This is a genomic window from Geobacter argillaceus (assembly GCF_007830735.1).
Classification (GTDB): domain Bacteria; phylum Desulfobacterota; class Desulfuromonadia; order Geobacterales; family DSM-12255; genus Geomobilibacter; species Geomobilibacter argillaceus.
The window spans coordinates 1-22,633 of record NZ_VLLN01000022.1; the positions used below are offsets into that span (position 1 = coordinate 1).

The window sequence follows — 22,633 nt, forward strand, 5'->3', positions numbered from 1 at the left end:
AACAGCGACGAAGTGGCTTTTTGAGCCGATGTCGATACCGGCGGCATACGCATTGAGGTGTACCAGATGCTTGGGTAGTCTCATGAGCTTTCTCTTGAACGGCTTCTTCTGCTTCATCACTCCGGCCTCCGCAATAATGATCAGCAAGCCGGAAAGGGGAACTGTCGGATACGGCTCTCTTCTGAACGGGATAGCAGATGCTTCACCAATGACAAAATCGCCAGCTCCCGGACCATGCTAATCAACGGGCACAAGGCGCCAGTGTTAAAGCGGCCTCCTCATCCCGGCTGCCAGAGGAACCGTAAATGATCCATAGGAAAACAGCAAGTTACTCTTTGACAAAGCGCCGCCATGGCAGCGTGGAGTGCTAATCAGAAAAAAATATGTGGGGGAAAGACGAATTGAAATATCTTGGTTTCATGCCGCCACCACCCACGACATATTTTTGGGCATTCACATTTCTATCGCGCCCGGCACATGATGAATACGGAGGCACCTACGATGACGGGCCATCTGAATGGCAGACAAACGGTTTTTATCCGGGAGGAACCGAACACACCGTCACCAGCCCGAACGGCTTAAATTTCAAAGATGCGGATATCTGGCGACAGGTTGCCAAAGGGGTGACCATCACATCAGCGGGAGCACCAGCCTATGCCGGAGGACCACACATCACCAATGCAACCTTCGGGGACTACGCCATCCTCATGAAATACCTGCTCCGCGGCCGAGACCTCGGTGAATGCTTTCTCCGGGCAACCACCTACGTTAATTGGTCAACCTCGCTGTTCGGTGACCCGCTCTATCATCCCGATCTTAATCAGACCATCATCGACCGGACACCGCCTCGCACCGACCAACCGCCTGTCATTCGTTTCGACACGAATGCGCAGGGAGTAACCCTGCGCGCAACCAGCCAACTGGTCGACTCCCCGGAAGAACCAGAAGTAGCGCTTCTCAGAGTAACGCTACAGGATACTTCAGGAACGGAGCATGTAATGACATCTTTCCTTTACTCGCGGCGACCGGAGGTGACCATGCTTGGGCTGAAGCCGGATACCATCTACACGGTACACACCGAACTTGCCGACCCTTATGGGAATCGGACCACGTTCCCCTCCCAAACCCTGCAGACCCCCACGGCCAGCTATCCTCTTGAGTTAATGAAGGAGTTCATTGATAAGGCACGAAAACGGATGTAGCGATAGCCACTGACGGAATGCCCATCTGCGGCAGCTTATCATTTTCCCCTTGCTGTAAATTCAAACAGTGCGATCTCCGGTCGACAGAAAAAACGGATCGGGAGGGTTTTTGTCCCAATCCCCCGGTTCACATACATTTTCGTCGCACCTTCCGCAAACAAACCCTTCACATAGACCGTCCGGTTGGCATACTGGGAGAGTCTGACCAGAAAAGGAATCCCCACCTGCGCACCGTGCGTATGACCGACCAGCACCAGATTCACCTTGGCCTGAATTGCTTTGGGAAAAATATTTGGTCCATGGGCCAAGAGCAGCACCGGCTCCCCATGAGGAATTCCGGACAATGCCTTTGCCAGATCGTCCCTCTTGGTCACCGGATCATCAACACCGGCAAGCCAAAAACCTTTGCCATTACCCAGTTCAATCCATCGGTGTTCGTTCCTGAGCATTATCAAGCCGTTCGGTGCCAACGCCTTGACCAATCCGTCAACATTAAACCGGTGATGATCCGTGTTTCCCGTAACTCCATAAACACCATAGCGTGCCGCTACACTCCTCAGCAACTCTTCCAAGGCATGCAGCTCATCCACATTTTCCAGAAAATCTCCGGTAATGAATAACAGATCAGGCTGAAGCGAGTTGATTTTTTGTATGAGTTGGCGTTCCCTGAAGCGGAGCTCTTTTCTGATATGGATATCTGTCACCTGCACAACCTTCAGGCTGGCAAGAGACTTTGCCAATGCTGGATCATCGATCTCAACCCGGTTAACCGCAATCCAGTTTGGCTCAATCATCCTGGCATAAAAAAAAGCCGTAAGGCTCAAAACAGCGACTAGCATGATCACTTTAACAGTTCGGTTTAACTGCTTCTTGAGAAACAGCGCCCAAAGGCCAACAAAAGCAGCCATCCCGGCAAAGGAAAGTATAGCGTGTTTCACCATGCTGAATTTTGAAATTGTCGCGGTTACGATTTTCTGGGGCATGTTTTTACGAATCGATTCTTGGAAAGGGTCATCTAGCCAACAGTGAGCATAGAGCAAAAAGCCCTGCCAGTAAAGAAAATGAAAACGCAGTAGATGAGCGCAAAACATTACGCCCCTACTACTGGTCGTCCCCCCCTTGCCGGTGCAAATTTAGTATAAGAAACTCCCCCACATTCGCGTCATGTCACGGCAATAGTGTTACAGAAACATTGGGCCTCAGATAGCTGTTGAGTGAGGACGGATTTACCGTCGCTGTCGGGTTGTATCCAGAAGCATTAAACGTTATGGATCTTTCAATTATAAACTTGTCACTTTCGGATATAGTCGCTCCATCCGTCAGGCCGCAAGTCAACTGAACAATTTCACCCGGTCCGAAACCTACCTGAGCTTGGGTGCTATCAGCAACGGTTATCGAGAACTTAGGGGCGGAGTATCTGCCGAAAACAGGAAACTGCGAAGTCACCCCTCCTGCCACGGAACTCCCTGCCGACAGCCCACCGGTAATCATTTTAGGATCACTCGAAGCTCCAGTAGTAACTGAAAGGCCAGCTGGCAACACACCAGTCATCAGAACGCCTGTCATACGGAAAGGCAAGCGTTGGCTGCTTAACAGAGAAAAAGATATAACCGCCTTTGTATACGTGGGTACGATGGGATTTACACCAGCACCACCGCCACCACAACCAGTAACCTGGAATAGGCAAACAAGCATAAGAACTCTGCAACGTATTCTCACCACAAATCTTTCCCCTTTCTTGTTTACCATGAAAAACCGACCGCCCTGCGCAACATGACGATTACATCATCAATGTCAAGTTTGCCGTCAGGCTTAGATTGAGGAGGATTCGTAGTCATATCGATCGGGGCCACGTCGAAACGAATCATTTGCTCAGGTGTAGGTTTTTCAAAACCGAGAACAAGCCTGAACAAATGTATAGAATCGGCAATCGTGATGGCACGTTCATCGGGGGTGGAACCGGTATTGACACGTGTAATCGTCACGGGGTTAGTTGTGACGGTGTTGCCGGCATTATCCCGCGCTGTCACAGTGATAAGGTTGCTTCCCAGAGCCAAATTGGAAACGGCACAACTCCAGGTCGTTCCAACTATCGTGGCGACGAGGGGTGCAGAAGTGCCGACCTTTACCATCACCGAACTAATTTGGAGGTTGTCTGTAACCGTGCCGGTCAAGGTTTGGGAAGTCTGGGTAGTCGGGCTGGTGACAGGAGCGATAGTCACTGTTGGGGGTGTCGAGTCTATTGTCACCGATGCACTCTGGCTTGTGGAAACATTGCCCGCTGCGTCCTTTGCCCAGGCATAGGCGGTCTTGATGCCGTCGCCTGAGAAGGTGAATGAAGTCGGAGCGGTAGCTGACCAGCCGGCTGTACCGGCTGTCGGTGCCGATGAGCGTTCGGTTATGAGGTAGCCGGTTACACCGAGGTTATCAGTTGCAGTAAAACTTGATATAGCGATGGTCAGAGAAGCTGAAGTCACCGGGATTGTAAAAGCCGTTATGGTCGGGGCAATTGTGTCAGGAACCGGGTTATTCACCGTAACCGTTATTGGCGAAGACTGGCCAACGTTGTTGGCTGCATCGTATGCCTTGGCGAATAACATATAGGACCCATTGGATTCTGTAGTTGTATTCCAGCTAAAATTATACGGCAATGCATTTATTGCTGCCCTTAGTATACCATTCACGTAATAATCAACTCTGGTCACACCAACATTATCAGTAGCATTAGCGGAAATGGTTGTTATTGCACTGACAGTAGAATTATTTCCTGGGGAGGTCAAGTTAATGGTAGGGGCAGACGTGTCAAGTGACAGATTAATGACTATTGTTTTAGGTGATCCAAAAACAGGTGAAACATTTCCAGCAACATCTTTAGCCCAAGGATATAACGTGTGACTGCCACTGGATAAAGAAGTGTAAGTAGTTGGTAAAGAAGTAACCCAACCTGGCATATTAGGAGGAGGAGGTGTGCTACTCTCGGTTATTATGTAACCGGCTACACCAATATTATCGGTGGCAGCAAATGAGGATACTGGTATGGTTAAAGATGTTGAAGTTGTTGGTATTGTGAATATGGTGACTACTGGTGGGGTGGTATCGGCAACACTCGTTCCAATTGACCAGGTAAGAACATAATCGTAAGTGTTGACGTTGCCATTAGTATCAACACATCTAATAAAATTGCTATACGTTAAACCTTCTGCCATACCAGTGACTGTTCTGTAGTGGTAAGTACCTCCAGTATTCGTCATAATCGTATTTGCTGGATTAGTATAATCAAGACCTCCGATTGTATTCCATTTGCATGTGGCAGCTTCATTGGTTTTAAAGTGCAATGTAGTTGACGAATAACCTGCGGCAATTACACCGGTAGGGAACCCCTCACTTATCACTGCGGGAGTTGTATCAGTGACAATCACAGTCCCTGGAGATCCAAATACTGTAGATACATTACCTGCGTAATCTTTGGCCCAAGGGTACAGTGTATGGCTACCCTTTGTTGTGACATCATATGACGTAGGAGGATTTGCACTCCATCCACTAGCAGTTGACAATGGAGGAGTACTGCTTTCCGTTATCATGTAGCCTGTGACACCCAGATTATCTGTAGCTGAAAAACTATATGGAGCTAAGGCTACGGTTAGTGAATTTGATGTTGGTGGAACGATAAAGCCAGTAACAACAGGTGGTGTAGTGTCTGCCGAGGTGTTAAACATCAAACTAACCGCATTCGCCCCATTCCATAGAGGTGGTGCGCCATTATACCCGGTAAAAGGAGAAAAATAAGCCCCTTCGTATATCTGATGGTATGAAGAATAAGCAATATCACGAAATTTTGCTTGGAGAGTAGGCCACTGTGTTACCCATCTATTGGAAAGTGACGAATTGCTAAGTTCAGACTGTGTGAAATTACTGATATAGTTCAACACAAAAGGCATTTGAGTGTCGCCATCAGATGCTGCCGTTCCACGTTCAGGAGCAGCAGAATATACCCAATGATTGTATCCAGTGTTATTTAACCAGGGAAACATTGACGCATAAGTGGTACTAGCCCAGTTGTGATTTACCAGAATATTGGTGGTTTGAATTAGCATTTCCCTAATAGTGTCAGCATCTACACTTACTGATGCGGGACCATGACCATGATCAACTGAGGTTGTGTAACTACCCCCAAATTTTTTAAGGTTCTCATAGTAATATATGACATCAGAATTGAGATAAGCTGCCATCCATCCTACAGGAATATGGTTAGCCCAAGCCCAAGAAGCTGATTGGTCCTGTGCTAATGCATATTGTAATGGACTATTGACAGTTAGCAAACTGTTATCAGTTTTGAGTGTGGAAAGAAAATACCCATTGCCACGTGTCCAATCAACAGGTTCATAATAAAGGGCTTGTGAACCAGGAGAAAGATTGGTGTTTAATTTTTGTCTGAAAGTAATATCGTGTCTAGTTAAAGTTTGAGTTGCAGCATTTGACATAACAACCTGGGTCGGACTAACCGAAACAACAGTAGTCCCCGTTGGTATGCCGTTTTGACCATCCATCCCCTCATTATTTGTAATGAGCATCCCAGGTTGGATATGTGTTGTAGTTTCTGGCTGACCATTTATCTCACTTACGAAATTTGTAGTAATATTTGACCCCGTCGTAATGTCCGCATAACATTCCTTAGCATCAAATACTAATATGCTCTGATTTGGCATCTTCCACCAATTAACGGTGTATTGCATCAGAACAGTAGCAGCATCCCAGTATTTCTGTAGACCTGTCATTTCATAGGCTCGGATAGCAGTGTATAAAGGCCATGCCTGTGAACGCTCATATTCCTCTGGGCCGAGCAAATCACCTGTTACTTCCGGTGCAACACGAAAGTGGCCATTCTGCAGGGCTTTTGCTATCCAGTCCCCCTGTTCTTTTCCTACTTCAAAAGCTCTAGGGTCACCAGTCAGGTAATATAGCTCCGTCAAACCACCTGGAACTATGTGTCCAGTTTCAATTTGTGCGTCATCGCCATGCCAATGAATCATACCAGCGGAAGTAGGTGCAAACTGGTCATTGGGGTTTGGGATATGCATGGTACCTTGGTTATAACGATTTATTGCATAAGGAACTGCAAAATCAAAGTATTTACGAGCATTAGGTTCATCAGCCTTTCTGACAAATTCCAACAACCAGCCATGTGCATCTTCATAGTGATTCATCCCTCTATTGACGTACTGGGTTCCATCTGGCTTGGTATTGATGCCAAGCTGGAAATCACCAAAATCGTCCCTGCCCCAAAGACGTGGCGCCTTCTGGCAGCCAAGAAGATTTGCACTGCACTCATACTGTGCTGAAACAGAATTCTCCCATTTTGTCGTCAATGAGTTGGGCGGCGCCAGTGGTCCAAACACCCCGGAGTCTGTGTACCATTGTGCTGGAGCACGCAAAATGGGTGTGGTTACGAAAATATTTCCTTTCACCCTTGATGCACTTACGTCCGTACCCCGGTGAAAATCAATCATGAAGTCATCAGACATTGCATCGCCCGGGCGAGTGACCAGATACGTGTTGGTTGATTCTTCAGGTTGCAGGGAAACACGCAATACGCCTTGATCGTTGATTGACAATTTGGCAGGGTATTTCTCCCAGAAGTATTTAATTGCCGCACTAACCCCGCTTGTCCCATCAGCAGCATCCATCCATCCAAGCGCCCTTCCAACTGTTGTATTGTCCGGCACTATTGATCCATTCACCTTTGATGTGGTGGGGTTGCCTGTGGCACTTCCCACACCTGAGTAATTGAATGTGTAGATGTTTCCACCAACGCTGGTTGCATTAAAGACCTTGACGGCATCCTGGAGCAAATATTTCTCTCCGGCTACCGTCCCTTGGTAGGTTGTGGAACTGTCACTACCAAAGGCATAAGTGCGGAGTTTGCTCACAAGGGGAAGTTCTACATGGTAGCCTGACAGCGTGAACTTGTTAGTATAGAAAACAACCGGAGCAGTGCTGGCATTGTCAATCCAAACATTTTTAAAATCCACTTTCCCTGAGTTGGCATAAAACGTCATCCAGACTTCATAGGAAAGCAAGTCTCTATCTCCATTAATAGTTACAGTACTGCCAACTCCACGAGCCTTCCCTGCTGCCTTAATGGTGGTTTTAATTGGTCCTTGGTCAACAATGGAAATTGTGTAGCCGTTGGCCGCGGTATAGAGAGATGATTTGAACGTGTTCCCAGATTGGCTGTCTTTAAAAATCAAGTCTCCAGCGGTCTGCATTTGATTCACAAAGGTTCCATTATTATTGACATCAACAGACACCTGATCAAAGACCGTAAAATGATCTTTATTGAGATAGAACTTTGCTACGCCTGTGTTGACAATAATCTGGCCTGCCATTTGTGATACACTGATCGCATTGGTCGGTGTTGGATTGGTAATTGATCCAGTGTTGGTATAGCGCAGCTTATATGTTGCATAAGCATTTCCAGAAACAGCGGGCTCGAAGGAGGTCAGGACAGACTTAGCAGAACCGTCCGGCCAGTTTACAATGGATGTAAACTGAGCAGCGACTGGATTATTGTTGCTGTCCAGGATACGTAATGTCGTTGGGTCACTGACAGCCCCTATTGGAAAAGGAATGCCAGAAGTTACAACGATTCCAGCTGATGAGGTTGCAGTTCCAATATCTACAGTCAAAGGAACTTCTCCCGGTGTGGCAAGGGCCGGTGTTACGACTAACATAAGAATGAATAGTACATTTAGAAAGTATCTCATCATTATTCCTTACTATAAACTGCTATCTTACTGGTATTTTCATACAACATATTAAGTTTCTCGTGTAGTTGATCAAATGCTCTATCATCTTCAAAACTAGCTGATATTTCATACTTCTTCCAAGCCGTCTTTGCATCGCTTAAATATAAAGTGAACTGAGTGTGATTTGCTTTAATCTGTGAGCAAACATCAAATGGGGATGTGCAATTTGAAGATATTTTTTCAATTTTCATCCTCTTTTCATTCATCTCTTTTTGAAAAGCTTCGAACTGCCCGTGCCCTGGATGTGCTTCTACATTGCCAGCAAGTAGAAATACAAATAGGAACAACACAAATGACCTCATTACCTTATTTGATAACCATAAAATCATTGAAGGGGGAATTATCACGTCTAGCCAAGAGCCGACTAAACCTTTTTGTACGAAAAAAAGAAGTTTCATTCGGTTACCACCTTTCATCACGTTACTTATGACAGCATCATTATAAAATTTAAACGCAAAAAAGCCGGGGCAGAATATCGTTAGATATTTCGGCGACCCGGCTGTCTCAGTAAGACCCTTAGGCTTTCCGTCCCATCTTTACAGATGGTTTAGTATTATCGTTTATCTTTAGTCTGTAATGATGCTTACAATACAGCAAGACGACATAGTTATGTGTGATATAAATCACAATTTTGTCGAATAATAGGCAGCAGTGTCCGGTTAAGGACTTGCGTGTGAGTGTGGGCCTGAAGCGACCCCGTCATCTTCAGTTGCATCAAGCTCGCCCATAAGCCGGGCATGCTCGTTGCGGATTTTGATTCTCAGTTCTCTGACACGATTGATGCTGACCTTCTCCTGGTGCTCTTCCTGGCAGTAGATGGCCAGAAGCAGATAGGTGATGAGACCACCGAGGGTCTGTGCCATCAGGCCATGAGCACTGCGGGCTATCAGGTGGTAGACCTTGAGGTGCTGCTTCCACCAGCCAAAGAAGATTTCCACGTCCCAGCGGAGTTTGTAGACAAGAGCCACCTGCTCTGCCGTGAGATCAAAACGGTCTGTAGCAACAAAGAACTCCTTGTTGTCGACCCGGTAACCAACCACCCGGACCGGTTTCTCGGTCTGGTTTTGGTTCGGGGTCCCAAGAAGAGCCAGGACATCAAGAAAGACATAACTCCCTTCAGAGACGGCATACTGCTCGACGATGGTCTTTCTGGTGCTCTTTCTGATGCGGCAGACAAAGTGCTTTTCTTCGGCCTGCCACTCGTCAAAGTTCTTGTGGCACTGGTAGTAACGATCCATCACCCCGGTCTGGCCCGGCACAAGGATCTTTCCCACAAAGGGGCGCTCATCCGCTTTGCCGGCGGAAAGAAAGAGCTTCTCGGGAATCGCCCGGTTCAGGTCGAACCCGAGATGGACCGTGGCTTCTTGGAGCCATCCCGGTAATCGGCCCAGGACATGGAGGCAACCGCGTCAATCAGCGTGCCATCGATAGCAATCAGTTCACCCAGGTCAGGATGCCGGTTAGGCAGTTGCCCTTTCGCCTGGCGCTGCAGGCTGTGATAGATCTCCAGCAAATGATCAACACCGCGAGAGTTCATCGCCTCGAAGAAGGCGCTCCTGCTGACCCCTTCCGGCGGGGCGAGTGCTCACTGGCAAAAGCATCCTGATCCAGCACCTGCAAAAGCTCGCGACCTGACGAGTGCTCATGTAGGTGGAACCAGATCAAAGAGTTCAACTGGTGCTCAAAGGTAAAGGTCAATGGTCTGTTGCTCCTTGATTTTAATGGGGGAACCAAGGATAGCGCAGTATGAGCCGGCTTGACCAGACGCGAAAACAAAAGCTTGGTTTTTCGCCTGACGAAGGGTTGTACATGGGATGGCATTCGCAACTCCTTTAAAATCGGATAGTTACGAAGGCCGTCCGCGTCACTTTTTACTAAATGTCAAGCAGAAAATGCGGCAACCCGCTGATTATTTTCACTTTTTAAAGAACAAACCGATTAATGCAACTTTCTAACCGGACAATGCTGAATAATAATTTAAAATTGCAATGCTCATCAAATATTAGGCATTGTGGTTAGTCTGTGTCCAATCCCTCTCCAAGCCGTTATTTATTGGCATGATTTAATGGTTTCTACAATCCGTTTTATCTCCTGTTCTGGAGTAAATCGCTGCTCTTCCATAATCATCCTTCCTCGTTTCCCCATACGATGTCTCAAATAATCATCCTCCAGCAAGGTTATCCATGCCCTGGCAAGCTCTTCCGGTGATTCTTGAGATACGATGAAACCCGATTCTCCTTCAGCAACTAATTCACGAATCCCCGGCAAATCTGCGACTATTACTGGCAACCCAGTGGCCATGTATTCCTGTACGCAATTAGGCATGCCCTCTTTTCTCGATGTTAGAATTCCGATGCCATGTTTTTGGAGAAGCTCAGAAATTCGATCAGAATACCCTTTAAATGCAACACTATCTTCAATGCCTAATGAGCGAGCAAGGAGTCTCAGATCGTTTTCGTAATATCCCTCGCCAACCAATGTTAGCCGCACATGGGGATGCTTCTCTCTAACCAACGGAAGAGCTTTTAGGCAAACATCCTGGCCCTTCAAGAAGAAAAGCGATCCAACCACTATCGCTGTTGACGCATCCTCACCTTCGCGGCGAGATTCAGCTCTGGCAAAACGCGAAAGGTCGATGCTGTCGTATATAACTTCGATCTTATGTTCAGGTATTCCCTGCCTCATGTAATGATCTTTCGCAGCACAGGTAAGTACAATAAACTTGTCAACTGCAAATATCATAACCTTTTCAAGCCGTGTCAAAACATTCATACTGCGAAGGTGACAAATAACCTTATTTCTCGTCAGTGTTGCTGCGATAATCACAGGAAGGTGTGCATAAGGAGTATTGTTGATATAGGCGAGAGCTTTGGGATTAGATGTGAAAACAAATAATGATTTCAAAAAATAATGTATCCCATGCAACGTTGGGGAAAAAAATGCCGAGATCTTGACAAACGAGTCAGGTTGTTTTTCTCCTGGTAAAGCAAAGGACTTCACCCAGGCAGGGCCAATAAGGTCCTTGAATTGCGCCGACTGGCTCTTATTGAAAAATGTAATTAAAGAACAGGGGATATCTGTATAATCCCATTGCCTGAGTATATTGAGGAGACGGTTGACAGAGCCGCCACCGATCCCAGCTTCAAAGAAAATTACTTTTACCTTCACGTTGGCTCTCGCATTTATGGAAAATAGTTTAGTCCTTGAACAGCAGGTTAACAGCAAAAGGCATGTTCCATAACAACTGAGCACCATTATAGCCGGTCAATGGTTCAGGGTGTTTTTTAACGGTTTTAACATATAAAGAATTGGCTATGTCATGCCACTTATACTGCATAAATTCCCATTGAGGTTTCCACCTGTCTGACACTTCACTTTTCTGAAAGTTGCTGGCATAAAGCAGGACAAAAGGCATCTGAACGTCACCATCTGCAACTTTCGGATCCCGTTCGGGACAGGCTGAATAGACAAAGTGATCATACCCTAATTTAGAAAGCCACGGAAAAACGGACGGATACTTCGTGCTGACATAATTGTGTTCAACAATTACATTGATTGTTTGAATAATCATTTCACGAATTGTTGTGGAATCAATGTTGAATGACCGCGGCTTACCCCGATAACTTATGGTTTCCGAATACCTCCCGCCCATCTTTTTCAAATTTTCATAATATCTTATGATGGCGCTTTCGAGAAAGGCCGCCATCCATGCTATTGGTGCATGGTTCTGATACTCATAGTTATGCAAAGGAAGGTTGGTAGACGAACAATTATCTGTTCTTAGCGTAGATATCCAATAACCGTTCCCTTTAGTCCAATCTGTTGTCTCATAATAAAGTGCCTGGTCTTTCGCAGTTATTTTGGGGTCAAGCTTTTTACCATATTGAAACAGGATAATGGCTTGGGGCATTTTCCACCAGTCAATGATGTTTTGCATGACAACTGTCGCAGCATTCCAGTATTTCTTTTCTCCGGTCGCCTCATACGCCTTGATGAGTGTATAGAGCGGCCAGGCATGGGGACGTTCGTATTCTTCAAGTCCAACTTTCTCACCAGGCCTCTCTGGTGCAATCCTTAGCCCGCCGTTAATAGCGTTGTAAGCAATCCAGTCCGCCTGTTCTTTTATCACGTCCAACGCCCGCTGATCACCAGTCAAAAGATAATATTCGGCGATTCCGCCTGGTACGATATGTCCGGCTTCAACTTTTGCATCGTCACCATGCCAATGAATCATTCCGGCAGGAAAGTCTGGATAATAGAAAGGATTCTCTACATGCATAACTCCGATGTCATAGTTATAGATCGCAAATGGTGCTGCATAATCAAAATATTTCTTTTGCCCCTGACGAAGGAATTCCAGAATCCATCCGTGTGCATCTTCGTAATGGCCAAATCCCTTGTTAACAGACCATCCACCTTTCTTATTGGTATTGTAACCAAGCTGGTAATCACCGAAATCCTCTTTACCAAAAAGTTGCGGATATTTGGAGCAGCCTTTGACAAGCGCGGAACATTCATACTGCCGATCCACCTTACGCTCCCATGCCTCGGTTTTATTGGATGTTGGAGCAATAGGACCAAAAACCTCCGTCTGGGCATACCATTCTGATGGTGCCGTTATGACAGGGTTGGCCAGAAATATTTCTGCTTTCTTTTTAATATCATCACTGTATCCACCATCATGAAAATTGAGGAGTATGTCATGAGTCTTTGCTACACCCGGATAATCAGACGAAAAAATATTGTCAGACTCTTCTGGTTGCAAGCAAATGCTGAATTTTCCGTTTTCATCGATGGCTATTTTCCCCGGATAATTTTGCCAAAAATATTTTATTGCGGCCGTTATCCCACCGTTATTCCATGAAACATCCATCCATCCCTGTGCCCGCTCACCACTCCCAACTCCTTCATAGGCAAAAGCATATGCATACCCTTTCAGCGACTCAGGTTTCGTTCTAACCGCATCTTGCAGCAAAAACGTGTTCCCGGTAACTTTCCCTTGATATTTTACATCTGCTTCGCCTCCTGCGGTATATGACAAGTCCTTAGCAGCGAGAGGCAAAATGAACCGGTTGTCCTTTATTGATAAAACAGGCTTCGGGAACCCCTTTGGATCCCCGGAACGAGCTTTAGAATCAATAAAAGTGTACTTGATATTGACTAAACCGGTATTAACGTAGAATGAAAGCCAGATTTTGTATGACAATAGGTCAGAGTCACCATCTGATGTTTTATGCCCAGATTCACCACGCAGCTTACCTTCTATTTTAGCTACTAAACGAAGCGGACCGTTTTCAACAATTGTAACTTTATATCCATCTTTACGGCCAAGCAGAGAAGAACGGAATAGTCCTCCTGTCTTGTTGTCCTTGACAACAAGATCCCCAGGACCTTCCAGTACCGGTCCTGCCGCGGTATATACCTGCTCAAATAATGTAAAATGCTCCTTGTTTATGACAAACTTTGCGAATCCTGTGTCGACGACAATCTGATTATAGTTTTCTACAACCTTGATTACATCATTTAGCTTGGACTTAACTGAATTAACGTCATTTCCATAAACAAGACGGTAATCCTTATATGTTTTGCCTGATTTTTGGGGAAAGAAAGTAATAAGTGCCGATTTAAGTGAATTATCAGTCCACTTGCTAAGCACACTGAATTGGGCAGGGACGCCTGATCCAGCATCATCGATTAGTTGCAAACTATTTGGAGAAGAAATAGCAGAGAAAGGGAAAGGTATTCCAAATGATATGGGAAACCCATCTACATGTTGGGCGTTACCGGAGTCAACGTGCAATTTAATAATTGCTGCATCTGCGTGAATACAATTACAGAAGCAAATTACAAATGCCACTAATATTGATAACTTTAAAATATTTAAATAATTATTCATGAACTATTATGTCCTCATGAATCCTGCAATTATAATAATTCACAAGACACCATAAATACGTAGTTAGCTTATGCTTGTGCCAGTTTAAAAAAAGCAATTAACATTTTTGCTTTACCAGGTTCAACTTCTTTTAAAAACAATCTATAAAAGCGCCATAAAATAGGAAACCTGAATAAATTTCTTAAAATAAAACCAATAGCAAATGGCTGATATACAAATCCAATTATTTTTAATGACTTTAATCCTTGTCCTTCCAGAGACTGTTTTAAAATATCTTTTGTATAGTGCATATAATGTTTTGGTGTAATAGGGTCATTGGTTGTTGGGACAACTACAATAAAGATACTATTATTGTTCATCATATTTTTTATGCCATTAATAGTTGTTTTCAAATCGTCATCATTAATATGCTCAATAACATCTCTCATTAGCACTACGTCATATTTTTCGCTCTCAAAGGCAGCCTCGGCTTCAGAGGCTATTGCTTGTTTAAATGATAAACCGTTTCCTAAATTAAACGCCTTGGCGAACATAACAGCTCTCATGCTAAAATCTATTCCAGTATAGTTATATGAATTACCTAATCTAGTATACAAATCATACAAACTTTTCCCATCACCACATCCTATTTCTAATATCTTACCTGAAGGCACATTATTGGATATAATATTGGCAATAATATCACTGACACGTTCATATCTTTCCTTTATACACCTTGTTAGTAACCAATGACATGGCAACTCGTATTCATTTTCCTGTACAATTTGCTTTTCATTGAAGTCTATTTGTATGAACTTATCTTGTTCCAAAATAATATTCTCCTTAGTTGTAAGTCAATGTACTTTCCCATGGTTCTACACATATAATTCTAAAATGATTTTATAATTTATTTGACTATAAGCCTGCCATAAGTTCTGTATTGTATAAACGCTCTTTTACTCTGCATTCAACCATTTGTTTCTGATAACAGTCGTAGCAGAACTAAGCATTTGACTTATTTCTGATATCTGTAGATAACTTGCTACGCTCCAAATAATTACTCCAAGCGCCGTTTTGATCAGGATGCTTGAAAGTGTGCCTGGGATAGAAATCATGTTAAGAACACATGCCATGATTACTGCTGGTATAAGACGAGTTACAGAAGTGAAAAATTCACGCCACTCTCCATTGTAGACAAGCCATATACCCACAACTCCCAAAAAAAGATATGAAACAAGAGCCGCAAGAGCAGCTCCAAATATTCCGTGGCGGGGTACGAGTATCCAGTTTGAAAAGATATTAATAATGCTTGCAATAAAACAAATAAAAAGTATGAGTTTTGTTTGATTACGAAAAAAGAGCGTGCTTGTCGACAAGCTATACATACCGTAAAAGAAGACACCTAACAGAACCGGCAACATAACTGATCCAGCCTCTCGATATTTAGATGATGCCAATAGTACGAGCAGGTCAGGGCCGATTGAGGCAAAAAGAGCGATCACAGCCCCACCCAAAAGGCAATACCAAGTAATGCAGCGTCGCAGAAGGCGCTTCATATCCTCAAAACCATTAGTATTGAATCTCTCCAGAAGAATCGGAGCGGTTGTCATACCCATTGATGTGATTAGTAAAACCTGAACATTATTGGACAGGTTATAGGCAGCGGAATACATGCCGACGGCGCTGGCATTTAGGTAATGCGCAAGAAAGAATCGGTCACAGAAGCTTAATAATTGATCGATAAGCTCATTCAGCATCAAGGGGAAACCGAAAATAAAAATCGAGGTAAGAAGCTTTTTGTCGTAGCGCAACCTAAAACCAAATTCTTGCCGGTAGAGCAGGATCGACATTGTTATAAAACTTCCCATTAAAAAACCGACAGCTATGCCAAATATTTTATTACTAAAGATAAGTATTCCAATAAATGGCAATATAATTCTTAAATATTTATGTGCCACATTGACACATGAATACTGAAAAGCCTTTTTCTGAATAATTGATACATTATTGCTGATAGAACGAATAACCTCAAACAGTACAATCAAATAGCATGCAATCAGAACTGGTAACGTAAATTTAGAATACTCGGCGCCAAACCAACCCAAATAAAAGGCGGGAAGAGTAATTACCGTTATCAGAAGGAAACAGATAACAGCCCCGCTGTACGAAGTTGCAACCAGATCTGAATTGTTTTCTCCGCTCTTCCAGAACCGGTTTATTGTGTTTTGCAATCCCCCTTTAGACAGGCATACAAGAAGACTCAAAGCGGCATTTAGAAGGCTGAAGGCACCATACTCCGATACCGACAATGTCCTTGTAAACAGTGGGAATGAGAATAAACCCGCCGCTAGAATTAAACCATTGCCAAAGGCATATGATGAAAAATTCAGAAAAAATTTTTTCTTGTTGAAAGCAGTCATGGATACATAACCAATGAATCAAATCCTAAGAAATTTTGTAAATGCGTATCCATATTGTATTTCGAACTATTATTTGGGGTACAGTATTTTTGCGGGTATACCAACTGCGCTGCAATTTTCCGGGACATCACACAAGACCACTGCATTGGCCCCTACCTTGGCATTACTTCCGAGGCGTACAGGTCCGAGAACTGCTGCGCCACAGCCAATAAAACAATTATCACCTAGAACTGGCCAGGAAAATGCTTCATCTATCGAACTGCCAATCCGGTTCCCTAAGGTAACGCCATGTTCCAGAGTAAGGTTTTTCCCAGCTTTGATTCCAGAACCTACCACCAATCCCGACCCATGATAGACAACAAGGCCTTCACCGATCCTGGCCTGGACATTCAATTCTATATCTTTGCGGTGTGGGACCAGCATGCTCAACACTAGCCGTAGCAGATGAAATTTTGGCTTATTGCCTAACGAGCACGACAAAAAACGATAAATGAATACCGTTCCGAATGTACTGTTTCTAAGGGTATAGAGATAAATCTTAAACAAACTTGAAGTTTCGCTTGATTCGGTAAGTCGCGCATAGTCTTTTTGCAGTAACCCTACTACATCAACAGACCTTTCATTAGCTTCCATATTCCCTCCGCCGTTCAAACCATCAACTATACTGCAACCACTTCATTATATTTGTTCAGACTCATATTCATAATATTATCTATTCCGTGGTTATTACTGACGAACCGTCGTGCTTTTTCTGCCATTTCCAGCCTTTTTTCTGAATTACGCCAGAGCAGGTTAACTTTATCTTTAAAATCAGCTAATTCTCTAAACAGGTAGCCATTCTCACCCTCTGTTACCAGTTCCCGGTTTGCGAGAATATCACGACAGACAACCGTGTTACCGTGAACCATATATTCGAGAATGGCATTGGACATCCCTTCAGAATAGGAAGGATGAATTGCAAAACGAGCATTCTTTACAATCGCTGCAATCTCTGGCGGATCTTTATGCCCAACGAAATATATTTTGCCTCCTACACCATTTTTTTCAGCAAGCTCTCTCATTAGTTCAAGTTCTTTTCCCGCATTCCGGTGCTCGCCGGTACCAATAACAACAACATTACCTTCCATGCCCGAGAGAGCCTCCATCAAAAAATCATATCCTTTCACCGGTTTGATATTTCCGACGGCCACCATGTAATCCTTGACAGGGAGAGTCACAGCCACTGATTGGGCGTAACCGTCTGCACAGTTTATGTCTATGGCATTGGGAATAACCGATGTCTTGCTTTTCAGTGCGGGCTCACGTGCCAGCAGAATATCCTTTACTTCATTCGACACACAGACAATTGATTTTGCCAGACGATAAGCTACCTTTTCTTCGAGGTACTGCCAAAGCCTGCTGTGATAAATACCGATATCACGTCGCGAGACTATGACCGGGATATCACTCAATTTACCAAGTAAGCTGCCAAAGATGTTGGCGCTCGGCAGAAAAGCATGAATGACATCACACTGCCATTCCTTTAATCGCTTACGCAAAGAAAGCATCTGGCTAAATGCTTCTGTCCCGTAGATCCGCTTTAACCCAAGATTTACCATCTGAATATCCGGAGATAATTCGACTGCCAGTGCCCCTTCCCGTTGCAGGCAGACCATCATAACTTTACCTACTTTTCGAGTTGCAAGACTGTTGGCTAGAAGAATAAGCTGGCGCTGAGTTCCTCCGACATCAAACTTATCGATTATGAAGGCAACATTCATAGCAACTCCCTTAAGGTCTCCCCCGCACCGTATGAAGAATCTGGTGAAAAAGATCGAACGCCCCGCCCAGTTTCAATCTAAAATCTTCCAGTGTATCGAAACCGCCAATTTCGGTACGGCGAAGCAGATATGGATTCTCGACGGCGGCAAGGCCGTTGGCACCGGGGCGGTTCGAACAGGCAGCGCGATAACCAAGTTCTGCCAACTGCTTGATCGTCTCCTGATCATACTCACCATAGGGGTAGCAGAAAAAGTCAACTGAACCGTCAATAATGGTGGCAAGAGCTTGCCGAGATTCGGCAAGCTCTAAGCGCTTCAGCTCTGTTGCCACTTGCGGAAGATGAGGGTGACTGACCGTGTGGGAGCCAAACTCCCAGCCATGCGAGTACATCTCTAGAATCTGTTGATGAGTCAAGTAGTTATGCTTTGCAATGCTGCCAGTCGTGCAGAATACCGTTCCGGTGAACCCGTAGGCTCGCATGATCGGGAAGGCTGAAACATAATTGTCCACATACCCGTCATCAAAGGTGATGATGATGCTCTTGGCACTAAAACGCTGGTGGACTGCCCCCAAGAAGTCAGAGATACTGATTGTCCGGTACCCATGTTCAGCCAGAAAAGACATTTGCGCATTGAAATCCGCGGGCGTCACATTGAGATACGTGCGATCATCGGTAACTCCGTGATAACACAGAATCCGTATTTCACTGCCGCATTTGACAACCGGATAGACCAACTTTGCCAGAGTGCGGGTGAGTTGGCGTCTCACGTGCAAAACCTCTTACGGTACGCTTCTATATTCCGCGAGAGGTCGAATTCTTCCATAACCAACTGACAACCGGTTTCGGCATGCGCCTGCCGCAGCGACGGATCGTTATAATAACAGGCAAGGGCGTCGGCTAGGGCTGCAGCATTTCCCCCCTCGACAATAATGCCGGTTTCACCGTCCCGTATCAATTCCTCCACCGAACCAAACCGGGTCGTAATAACCGCCGTGCGGGCAGCGAGCGATTCTATCAGGACGTTGGGAATCCCCCAGTGCTTTTCTGCCTGTGCCATAAGGACTGAAACATCAGACTTTCTGTAGTAGGGCACAACCTCTGCCTGGGTTAAAGGTCCGGTCATGGTGATACAGTCAGTAAGACCGAGTCTGGCAATTTGCGCTTTGATTGCCTGCTCCATCGGGCCATCACCAATGATGGTGCCATGAAAGGTAATGCCGCGAGTTTTAAGTAGTGCCAAGGCATCAACGAGATAGTTGACGCCTTTGTAGTCTTGCAAAGTACCGACAGAAAGAATCTGATACACCGCATTCCCTTTTCCCGGTGGCGATTGAAACAGGGCCAGATCAAGACCATGGTGAATGATTTCTATCTTTTCAGGTGGTGCCTTGGGGGCTATGGCCAGAAGGTGATCTTTGTTTTGCCGGGTACAGGTGCTGACAAATTCAGCGGCCATGATTTTCTCGGCCAGTCCGGTGGTATCCTGGTAAATATCATGGGCATGCCCCATGAAGCTGAACGGAATCCCGGTAAGGTCTTTGACAACTTGGGCAACGGAGGCAGGGTATGTGGCCCAGAGTGCATGAAGATAGGTGATCTGATTCTTCTCTGCCCAACGGGCAAAAGCTACGGACTTGGGGAAAAACACCAGGGCCTTAACCAGAAACTCCGGGCACGGCAAGTCACGGGCAATGATCTTAACCAGTGCAGCAACGTAACGCAACGGTCGGGTCAACAGCATAACAAGGTTGGCAATGAATATCTGCAGCGAAAACAGATAAGGAAGATACAGGGTATTGCCAAGCAGATCCTTGGCCTGAGCATGAACAATCTGGCCCGTTACGGCATAGCGCAGGGAAAAGATGACAAAATCGAGTTTATCAGCCAGAGCATGCAGTTCACGCAGGATAAAGGTTTCATCGTAACTTGGGAAACGAGAAAGGATAAAGGCAATTTTATGTTTCGTGCCTGTCGGTTCAGGTGATTGTCTGTTTATCGTGGTCATCTCGCTCCCGTCTTATTGCTCTCCAACATATCGAAAAACAACCTTTCGTATGCCCGAACCATCTGAACTGTGTCGCACCCTTCCATCCCCCGCTGGCGAAAATTATCGGCCAACCGGTCGATCTCCCCCTGCGACGAGAGCAGTCGCTCCAAGGCAGCCAGTATCGCTTCGGTGTTGCCAGCCGGAACCTTGATTCCGTCTTCACCATCTCTGACAAATTCGGCAGTCCCGCCTACATCATAGAAAACCGGTGGTGTACCCGCGCACATTGTTTCAAGAATAACCAGCGGTAACCCTTCCCACCGTGAGGGGAGGACAAACAGATCGCAGCTCTTGAGAATGAGCGGCACATCATCACGACTGCCAGTGAGCCAAACACGACTCTGCATTCCGGTTGCCGCCACCTCGCGCTCCAGTTCACCCCGCAGTGGACCGTCACCAACAATGAGCGTATAGACGTTATAGCCTTTATCAACAAGTGTTCGCGTAATACGAACCAGTTCAGCCTGATCTTTGGCCTCTACCAGTCTGCCGACATTTACCAACAGTCGGGCGTCTGCAAGCGCCGAAAAATGCGCCAGAAGATCTCCTCTGATGTCACCCCCCTGCCGGAATGGGGTCAGATCAATCCCGTTATAGATGACTTTATGTTTGCGCAGTGCACCGGGCACATTCATCCGGTAAAATTCCCGTACCGCTTGGGAAACAAAAATATAGCCGTCTGCTTTGGGTGCGAGCAGGCGATCGATAGCAAAATGGTACCACTTCTTCCAGAGATCGACGTTGTGCTCATCCACCACAACCGGTACGCTGACAAAACATTTCAATAACCGGGCATAGAGATTGGCCGACCAGAGGTGGGAGTTGATGATATCGACCCTCTCATCTCGCACGATGTTGCGCAGTTTCCCCAGTACTGAAATATCAAACCCACGCTTTTTGTTCAGAGGAATCACCTTGATCCCGCGATCAACAAGGTGGTGAGCATGGCACCCCACGTCATCCAGACAACAGACCAGTGGCTCGACACCAGGGCCGTGCTCACTTGCCAGAGACAGTAGCATTTTCTCGGCGCCGCCGTACCCCAGCGACCAGATCAGATACATTACCTTCATTCGCTTAGCTCCGGGTGCTGCGACAGGAAGCTGATAATCGCGCTGCAGGTCATGAAGTAACAGAGCATTTCGGTATTTTCCAAACGTGAACCGAACATGCTGGAGACCAGGAGCGAGACACACATACCGATCGCCCCTAGAGCAATACTCTTTCGAAGAGGATCCACTGCATTTTTCAGAATATGGTACGCATTCTGGCAGGTTCGCCAGAAAAAGTAGAGATAAGCCAACAGAGCAGGTATACCCATATAGACCATGATTTTCATGAACATATTATGGGTATCCCGTTCAGGAACTGACTCATCTGAGAGATAATGGGTAACAATGTTTGGAAATGAGAGGAGTCCCTTGCCAAAGATAGGAGATTCCTTGATCATTGCGCCAGCAGCTTCCCACAGAATAAGCCTGTTTGCCGCTGACCGGTCAATATTGTCGGTATCCGTTAGACTTACATCTCCGCCTTGAAAGGTGTGACCAAACAAACGGGTAGTGACCGATTCAGGTATTATTTCCGGGAAAAAAAACAGGGCCATTCCCCCTATCAAAAGTGAAGTAACAAAGAAGATCTTCCCTTTAAAGTAAAGTTGGGTCAAAATTGCCGCGCCAAAGGAGAGATAGGCACCGCGGGAAAAAGTCCCGATCATCACCTTCACTGCCAGCAACATGACCACCAGCAAGGCCATTCGTAGTCTTCCCCCGAAAAAAAGCATAAAGGCAAACATGACCGGTAGCAGAGAAGCTATAAAGGCGCCATACATGTTCGGTTGTTGCAATGGTCCGTTTACTCTACTCTTCTCTATAGATGAAGCCCATCGCTTTTCCCGATACTCATTGAAACCATTCAGGATAGAAAGAGTACTCCCACACCAGGAAAAGAAAAGGGCATGCCTGACATCCTGCAGGGACGAAAAGCAACCGGTCAGTCCCAGATAGAGCAACCAGGGGACAACCAGTTCTACTGTATAGGTAAACAATTCTGCTTTCGAGGGTGAATAGGCACGGATAAGCCCCTGGACGAGGCCGATGATGATGAACACAAAAATGAGATAGACAATGTTCCGCATGCGCCGATCCCCGTTAAGCCTTCCTTCTGGGCTCGTCAGGTAGTAACGGTAGAATAGCGAGAGAACCAAAATATTGGTCAAATTTACTCCTTTTGCCACTGCAAAAGGGGCGATCTTGGCCATGGGCAGATAAAGTAATGTTATAGCAAGGATATAGAACTTATTATCTGTGGCCAGGCAACGCAGGTAAAAAATTGCTCCGCCAACACCGATAAGCTGGAGGATTATGGATGGAAGCCTGACATCAAAGACAAAGACGAAGAGGATCAGGACAACTGCAGCAATTAAAAAAAGCGAGCGGATCAAACTTGCTCCTCTGAACGTGTAAATACACATCTATTTCCAAAATTTACAGCCATCATTCACACTCCCATCACCTGATGT

General features: G+C 45.5%; 15 protein-coding genes, 1 pseudogene and 1 riboswitch. Of the genes and pseudogenes, 1 reads left to right on the plus strand and 15 read right to left on the minus strand.

Going from position 1 to position 22,633, the window contains the following annotated elements:
- Positions 1–383: 383 nt before the first annotated feature.
- Entirely contained in the window at positions 384–1,202 is an 819-nt protein-coding gene (locus JN12_RS15435; protein WP_145024355.1) for a hypothetical protein, read from the plus strand.
- Between the two features lie 38 nt (positions 1,203–1,240).
- Here the strand turns inward: JN12_RS15435 and JN12_RS15440 are convergent, their stop codons facing one another.
- The 15 genes and pseudogenes from JN12_RS15440 to JN12_RS15505 form a co-directional block, all read right to left on the minus strand.
- Complete coding sequence (locus JN12_RS15440; RefSeq protein WP_170241943.1) at positions 1,241–2,185, minus strand: metallophosphoesterase; 945 nt, start codon at positions 2,183–2,185, stop codon at positions 1,241–1,243.
- A gap of 759 nt (positions 2,186–2,944) precedes the next feature.
- On the minus strand, positions 2,945–7,888 hold the full coding sequence (locus JN12_RS15445) for an Ig-like domain-containing protein (protein WP_145024359.1): 4,944 nt from the start codon (positions 7,886–7,888) through the stop codon (positions 2,945–2,947).
- A gap of 80 nt (positions 7,889–7,968) precedes the next feature.
- The gene (locus tag JN12_RS15450) at positions 7,969–8,406 is read right to left on the minus strand and encodes a hypothetical protein (RefSeq protein ID WP_145024361.1); all 438 of its coding nucleotides are present in this window, start codon (positions 8,404–8,406) and stop codon (positions 7,969–7,971) included.
- A gap of 88 nt (positions 8,407–8,494) precedes the next feature.
- A riboswitch (cyclic di-GMP riboswitch) is annotated at positions 8,495–8,570 on the minus strand.
- A gap of 172 nt (positions 8,571–8,742) precedes the next feature.
- Positions 8,743–9,399 (minus strand): annotated as a pseudogene (locus JN12_RS15455) (IS4 family transposase); the annotation flags it as partial.
- Positions 9,342–9,545: a hypothetical protein gene (locus JN12_RS21230; protein WP_407925389.1), complete on the minus strand. Its 204-nt coding sequence runs from the start codon at positions 9,543–9,545 to the stop codon at positions 9,342–9,344. The gene JN12_RS21230 and the pseudogene JN12_RS15455, both read right to left, overlap by 58 nt.
- Positions 9,546–10,057: 512 nt before the next feature.
- Positions 10,058–11,176, minus strand: coding sequence for a glycosyltransferase family 4 protein (locus tag JN12_RS15460; RefSeq protein WP_170241945.1), 1,119 nt, complete (start codon positions 11,174–11,176; stop codon positions 10,058–10,060).
- Positions 11,177–11,204: 28 nt separating this feature from the next.
- Positions 11,205–13,904, minus strand: coding sequence for an exo-rhamnogalacturonan lyase family protein (locus JN12_RS15465; RefSeq protein WP_145024365.1), 2,700 nt, complete (start codon positions 13,902–13,904; stop codon positions 11,205–11,207).
- A gap of 68 nt (positions 13,905–13,972) precedes the next feature.
- On the minus strand, positions 13,973–14,713 hold the full coding sequence (locus JN12_RS15470) for a class I SAM-dependent methyltransferase (protein WP_170241947.1): 741 nt from the start codon (positions 14,711–14,713) through the stop codon (positions 13,973–13,975).
- Between the two features lie 126 nt (positions 14,714–14,839).
- Positions 14,840–16,303, minus strand: coding sequence for an oligosaccharide flippase family protein (locus JN12_RS15475; protein WP_145024369.1), 1,464 nt, complete (start codon positions 16,301–16,303; stop codon positions 14,840–14,842).
- 69 nt (positions 16,304–16,372) lie between these two features.
- On the minus strand, positions 16,373–16,936 hold the full coding sequence (locus JN12_RS15480; protein ID WP_145024371.1) for a serine O-acetyltransferase: 564 nt from the start codon (positions 16,934–16,936) through the stop codon (positions 16,373–16,375).
- Between the two features lie 26 nt (positions 16,937–16,962).
- A complete protein-coding gene (locus JN12_RS15485) occupies positions 16,963–18,063 on the minus strand; it encodes a glycosyltransferase family 4 protein (protein WP_145024373.1) in 1,101 nt (366 codons plus the stop codon).
- A gap of 10 nt (positions 18,064–18,073) precedes the next feature.
- Positions 18,074–18,832, minus strand: a complete 759-nt coding sequence (locus tag JN12_RS15490; protein WP_145024375.1) for a polysaccharide deacetylase family protein — start codon at positions 18,830–18,832, stop codon at positions 18,074–18,076.
- Positions 18,829–20,070 carry a glycosyltransferase gene (locus JN12_RS15495; protein ID WP_145024377.1) on the minus strand — a complete coding sequence of 414 codons (1,242 nt, stop codon included), beginning with the start codon at positions 20,068–20,070 and terminating at the stop codon, positions 18,829–18,831. The genes JN12_RS15490 and JN12_RS15495 overlap by 4 nt, the downstream gene beginning before the upstream one ends.
- On the minus strand, positions 20,067–21,185 hold the full coding sequence (locus tag JN12_RS15500; protein ID WP_145024379.1) for a glycosyltransferase: 1,119 nt from the start codon (positions 21,183–21,185) through the stop codon (positions 20,067–20,069). Before JN12_RS15500 ends, JN12_RS15495 begins: the two co-directional genes overlap by 4 nt.
- The gene (locus tag JN12_RS15505; RefSeq protein ID WP_170241949.1) at positions 21,182–22,555 is read right to left on the minus strand and encodes an O-antigen ligase family protein; all 1,374 of its coding nucleotides are present in this window, start codon (positions 22,553–22,555) and stop codon (positions 21,182–21,184) included. The genes JN12_RS15500 and JN12_RS15505 overlap by 4 nt, the downstream gene beginning before the upstream one ends.
- Positions 22,556–22,633 lie beyond the last annotated feature (78 nt).

Excerpts from the sequence above, each read along its gene's own strand:
- JN12_RS15435 (WP_145024355.1), top strand. The coding sequence starts at position 384 with ATGTGGGGGAAAGACGAATTGAAATATCTTGGTTTCATGCCGCCACCA.
- JN12_RS15440 (WP_170241943.1), bottom strand. The coding sequence starts at position 2,185 with ATGCCCCAGAAAATCGTAACCGCGACAATTTCAAAATTCAGCATGGTG.
- JN12_RS15450 (WP_145024361.1), bottom strand. The coding sequence starts at position 8,406 with ATGAAACTTCTTTTTTTCGTACAAAAAGGTTTAGTCGGCTCTTGGCTA.
- JN12_RS21230 (WP_407925389.1), bottom strand. The coding sequence starts at position 9,545 with ATGAACTCTCGCGGTGTTGATCATTTGCTGGAGATCTATCACAGCCTG.
- JN12_RS15465 (WP_145024365.1), bottom strand. The coding sequence starts at position 13,904 with ATGAATAATTATTTAAATATTTTAAAGTTATCAATATTAGTGGCATTT.
- JN12_RS15475 (WP_145024369.1), bottom strand. The coding sequence starts at position 16,303 with ATGACTGCTTTCAACAAGAAAAAATTTTTTCTGAATTTTTCATCATAT.
- JN12_RS15480 (WP_145024371.1), bottom strand. The coding sequence starts at position 16,936 with ATGGAAGCTAATGAAAGGTCTGTTGATGTAGTAGGGTTACTGCAAAAA.
- JN12_RS15485 (WP_145024373.1), bottom strand. The coding sequence starts at position 18,063 with ATGAATGTTGCCTTCATAATCGATAAGTTTGATGTCGGAGGAACTCAG.
- JN12_RS15495 (WP_145024377.1), bottom strand. The coding sequence starts at position 20,070 with ATGACCACGATAAACAGACAATCACCTGAACCGACAGGCACGAAACAT.
- JN12_RS15500 (WP_145024379.1), bottom strand. The coding sequence starts at position 21,185 with ATGAAGGTAATGTATCTGATCTGGTCGCTGGGGTACGGCGGCGCCGAG.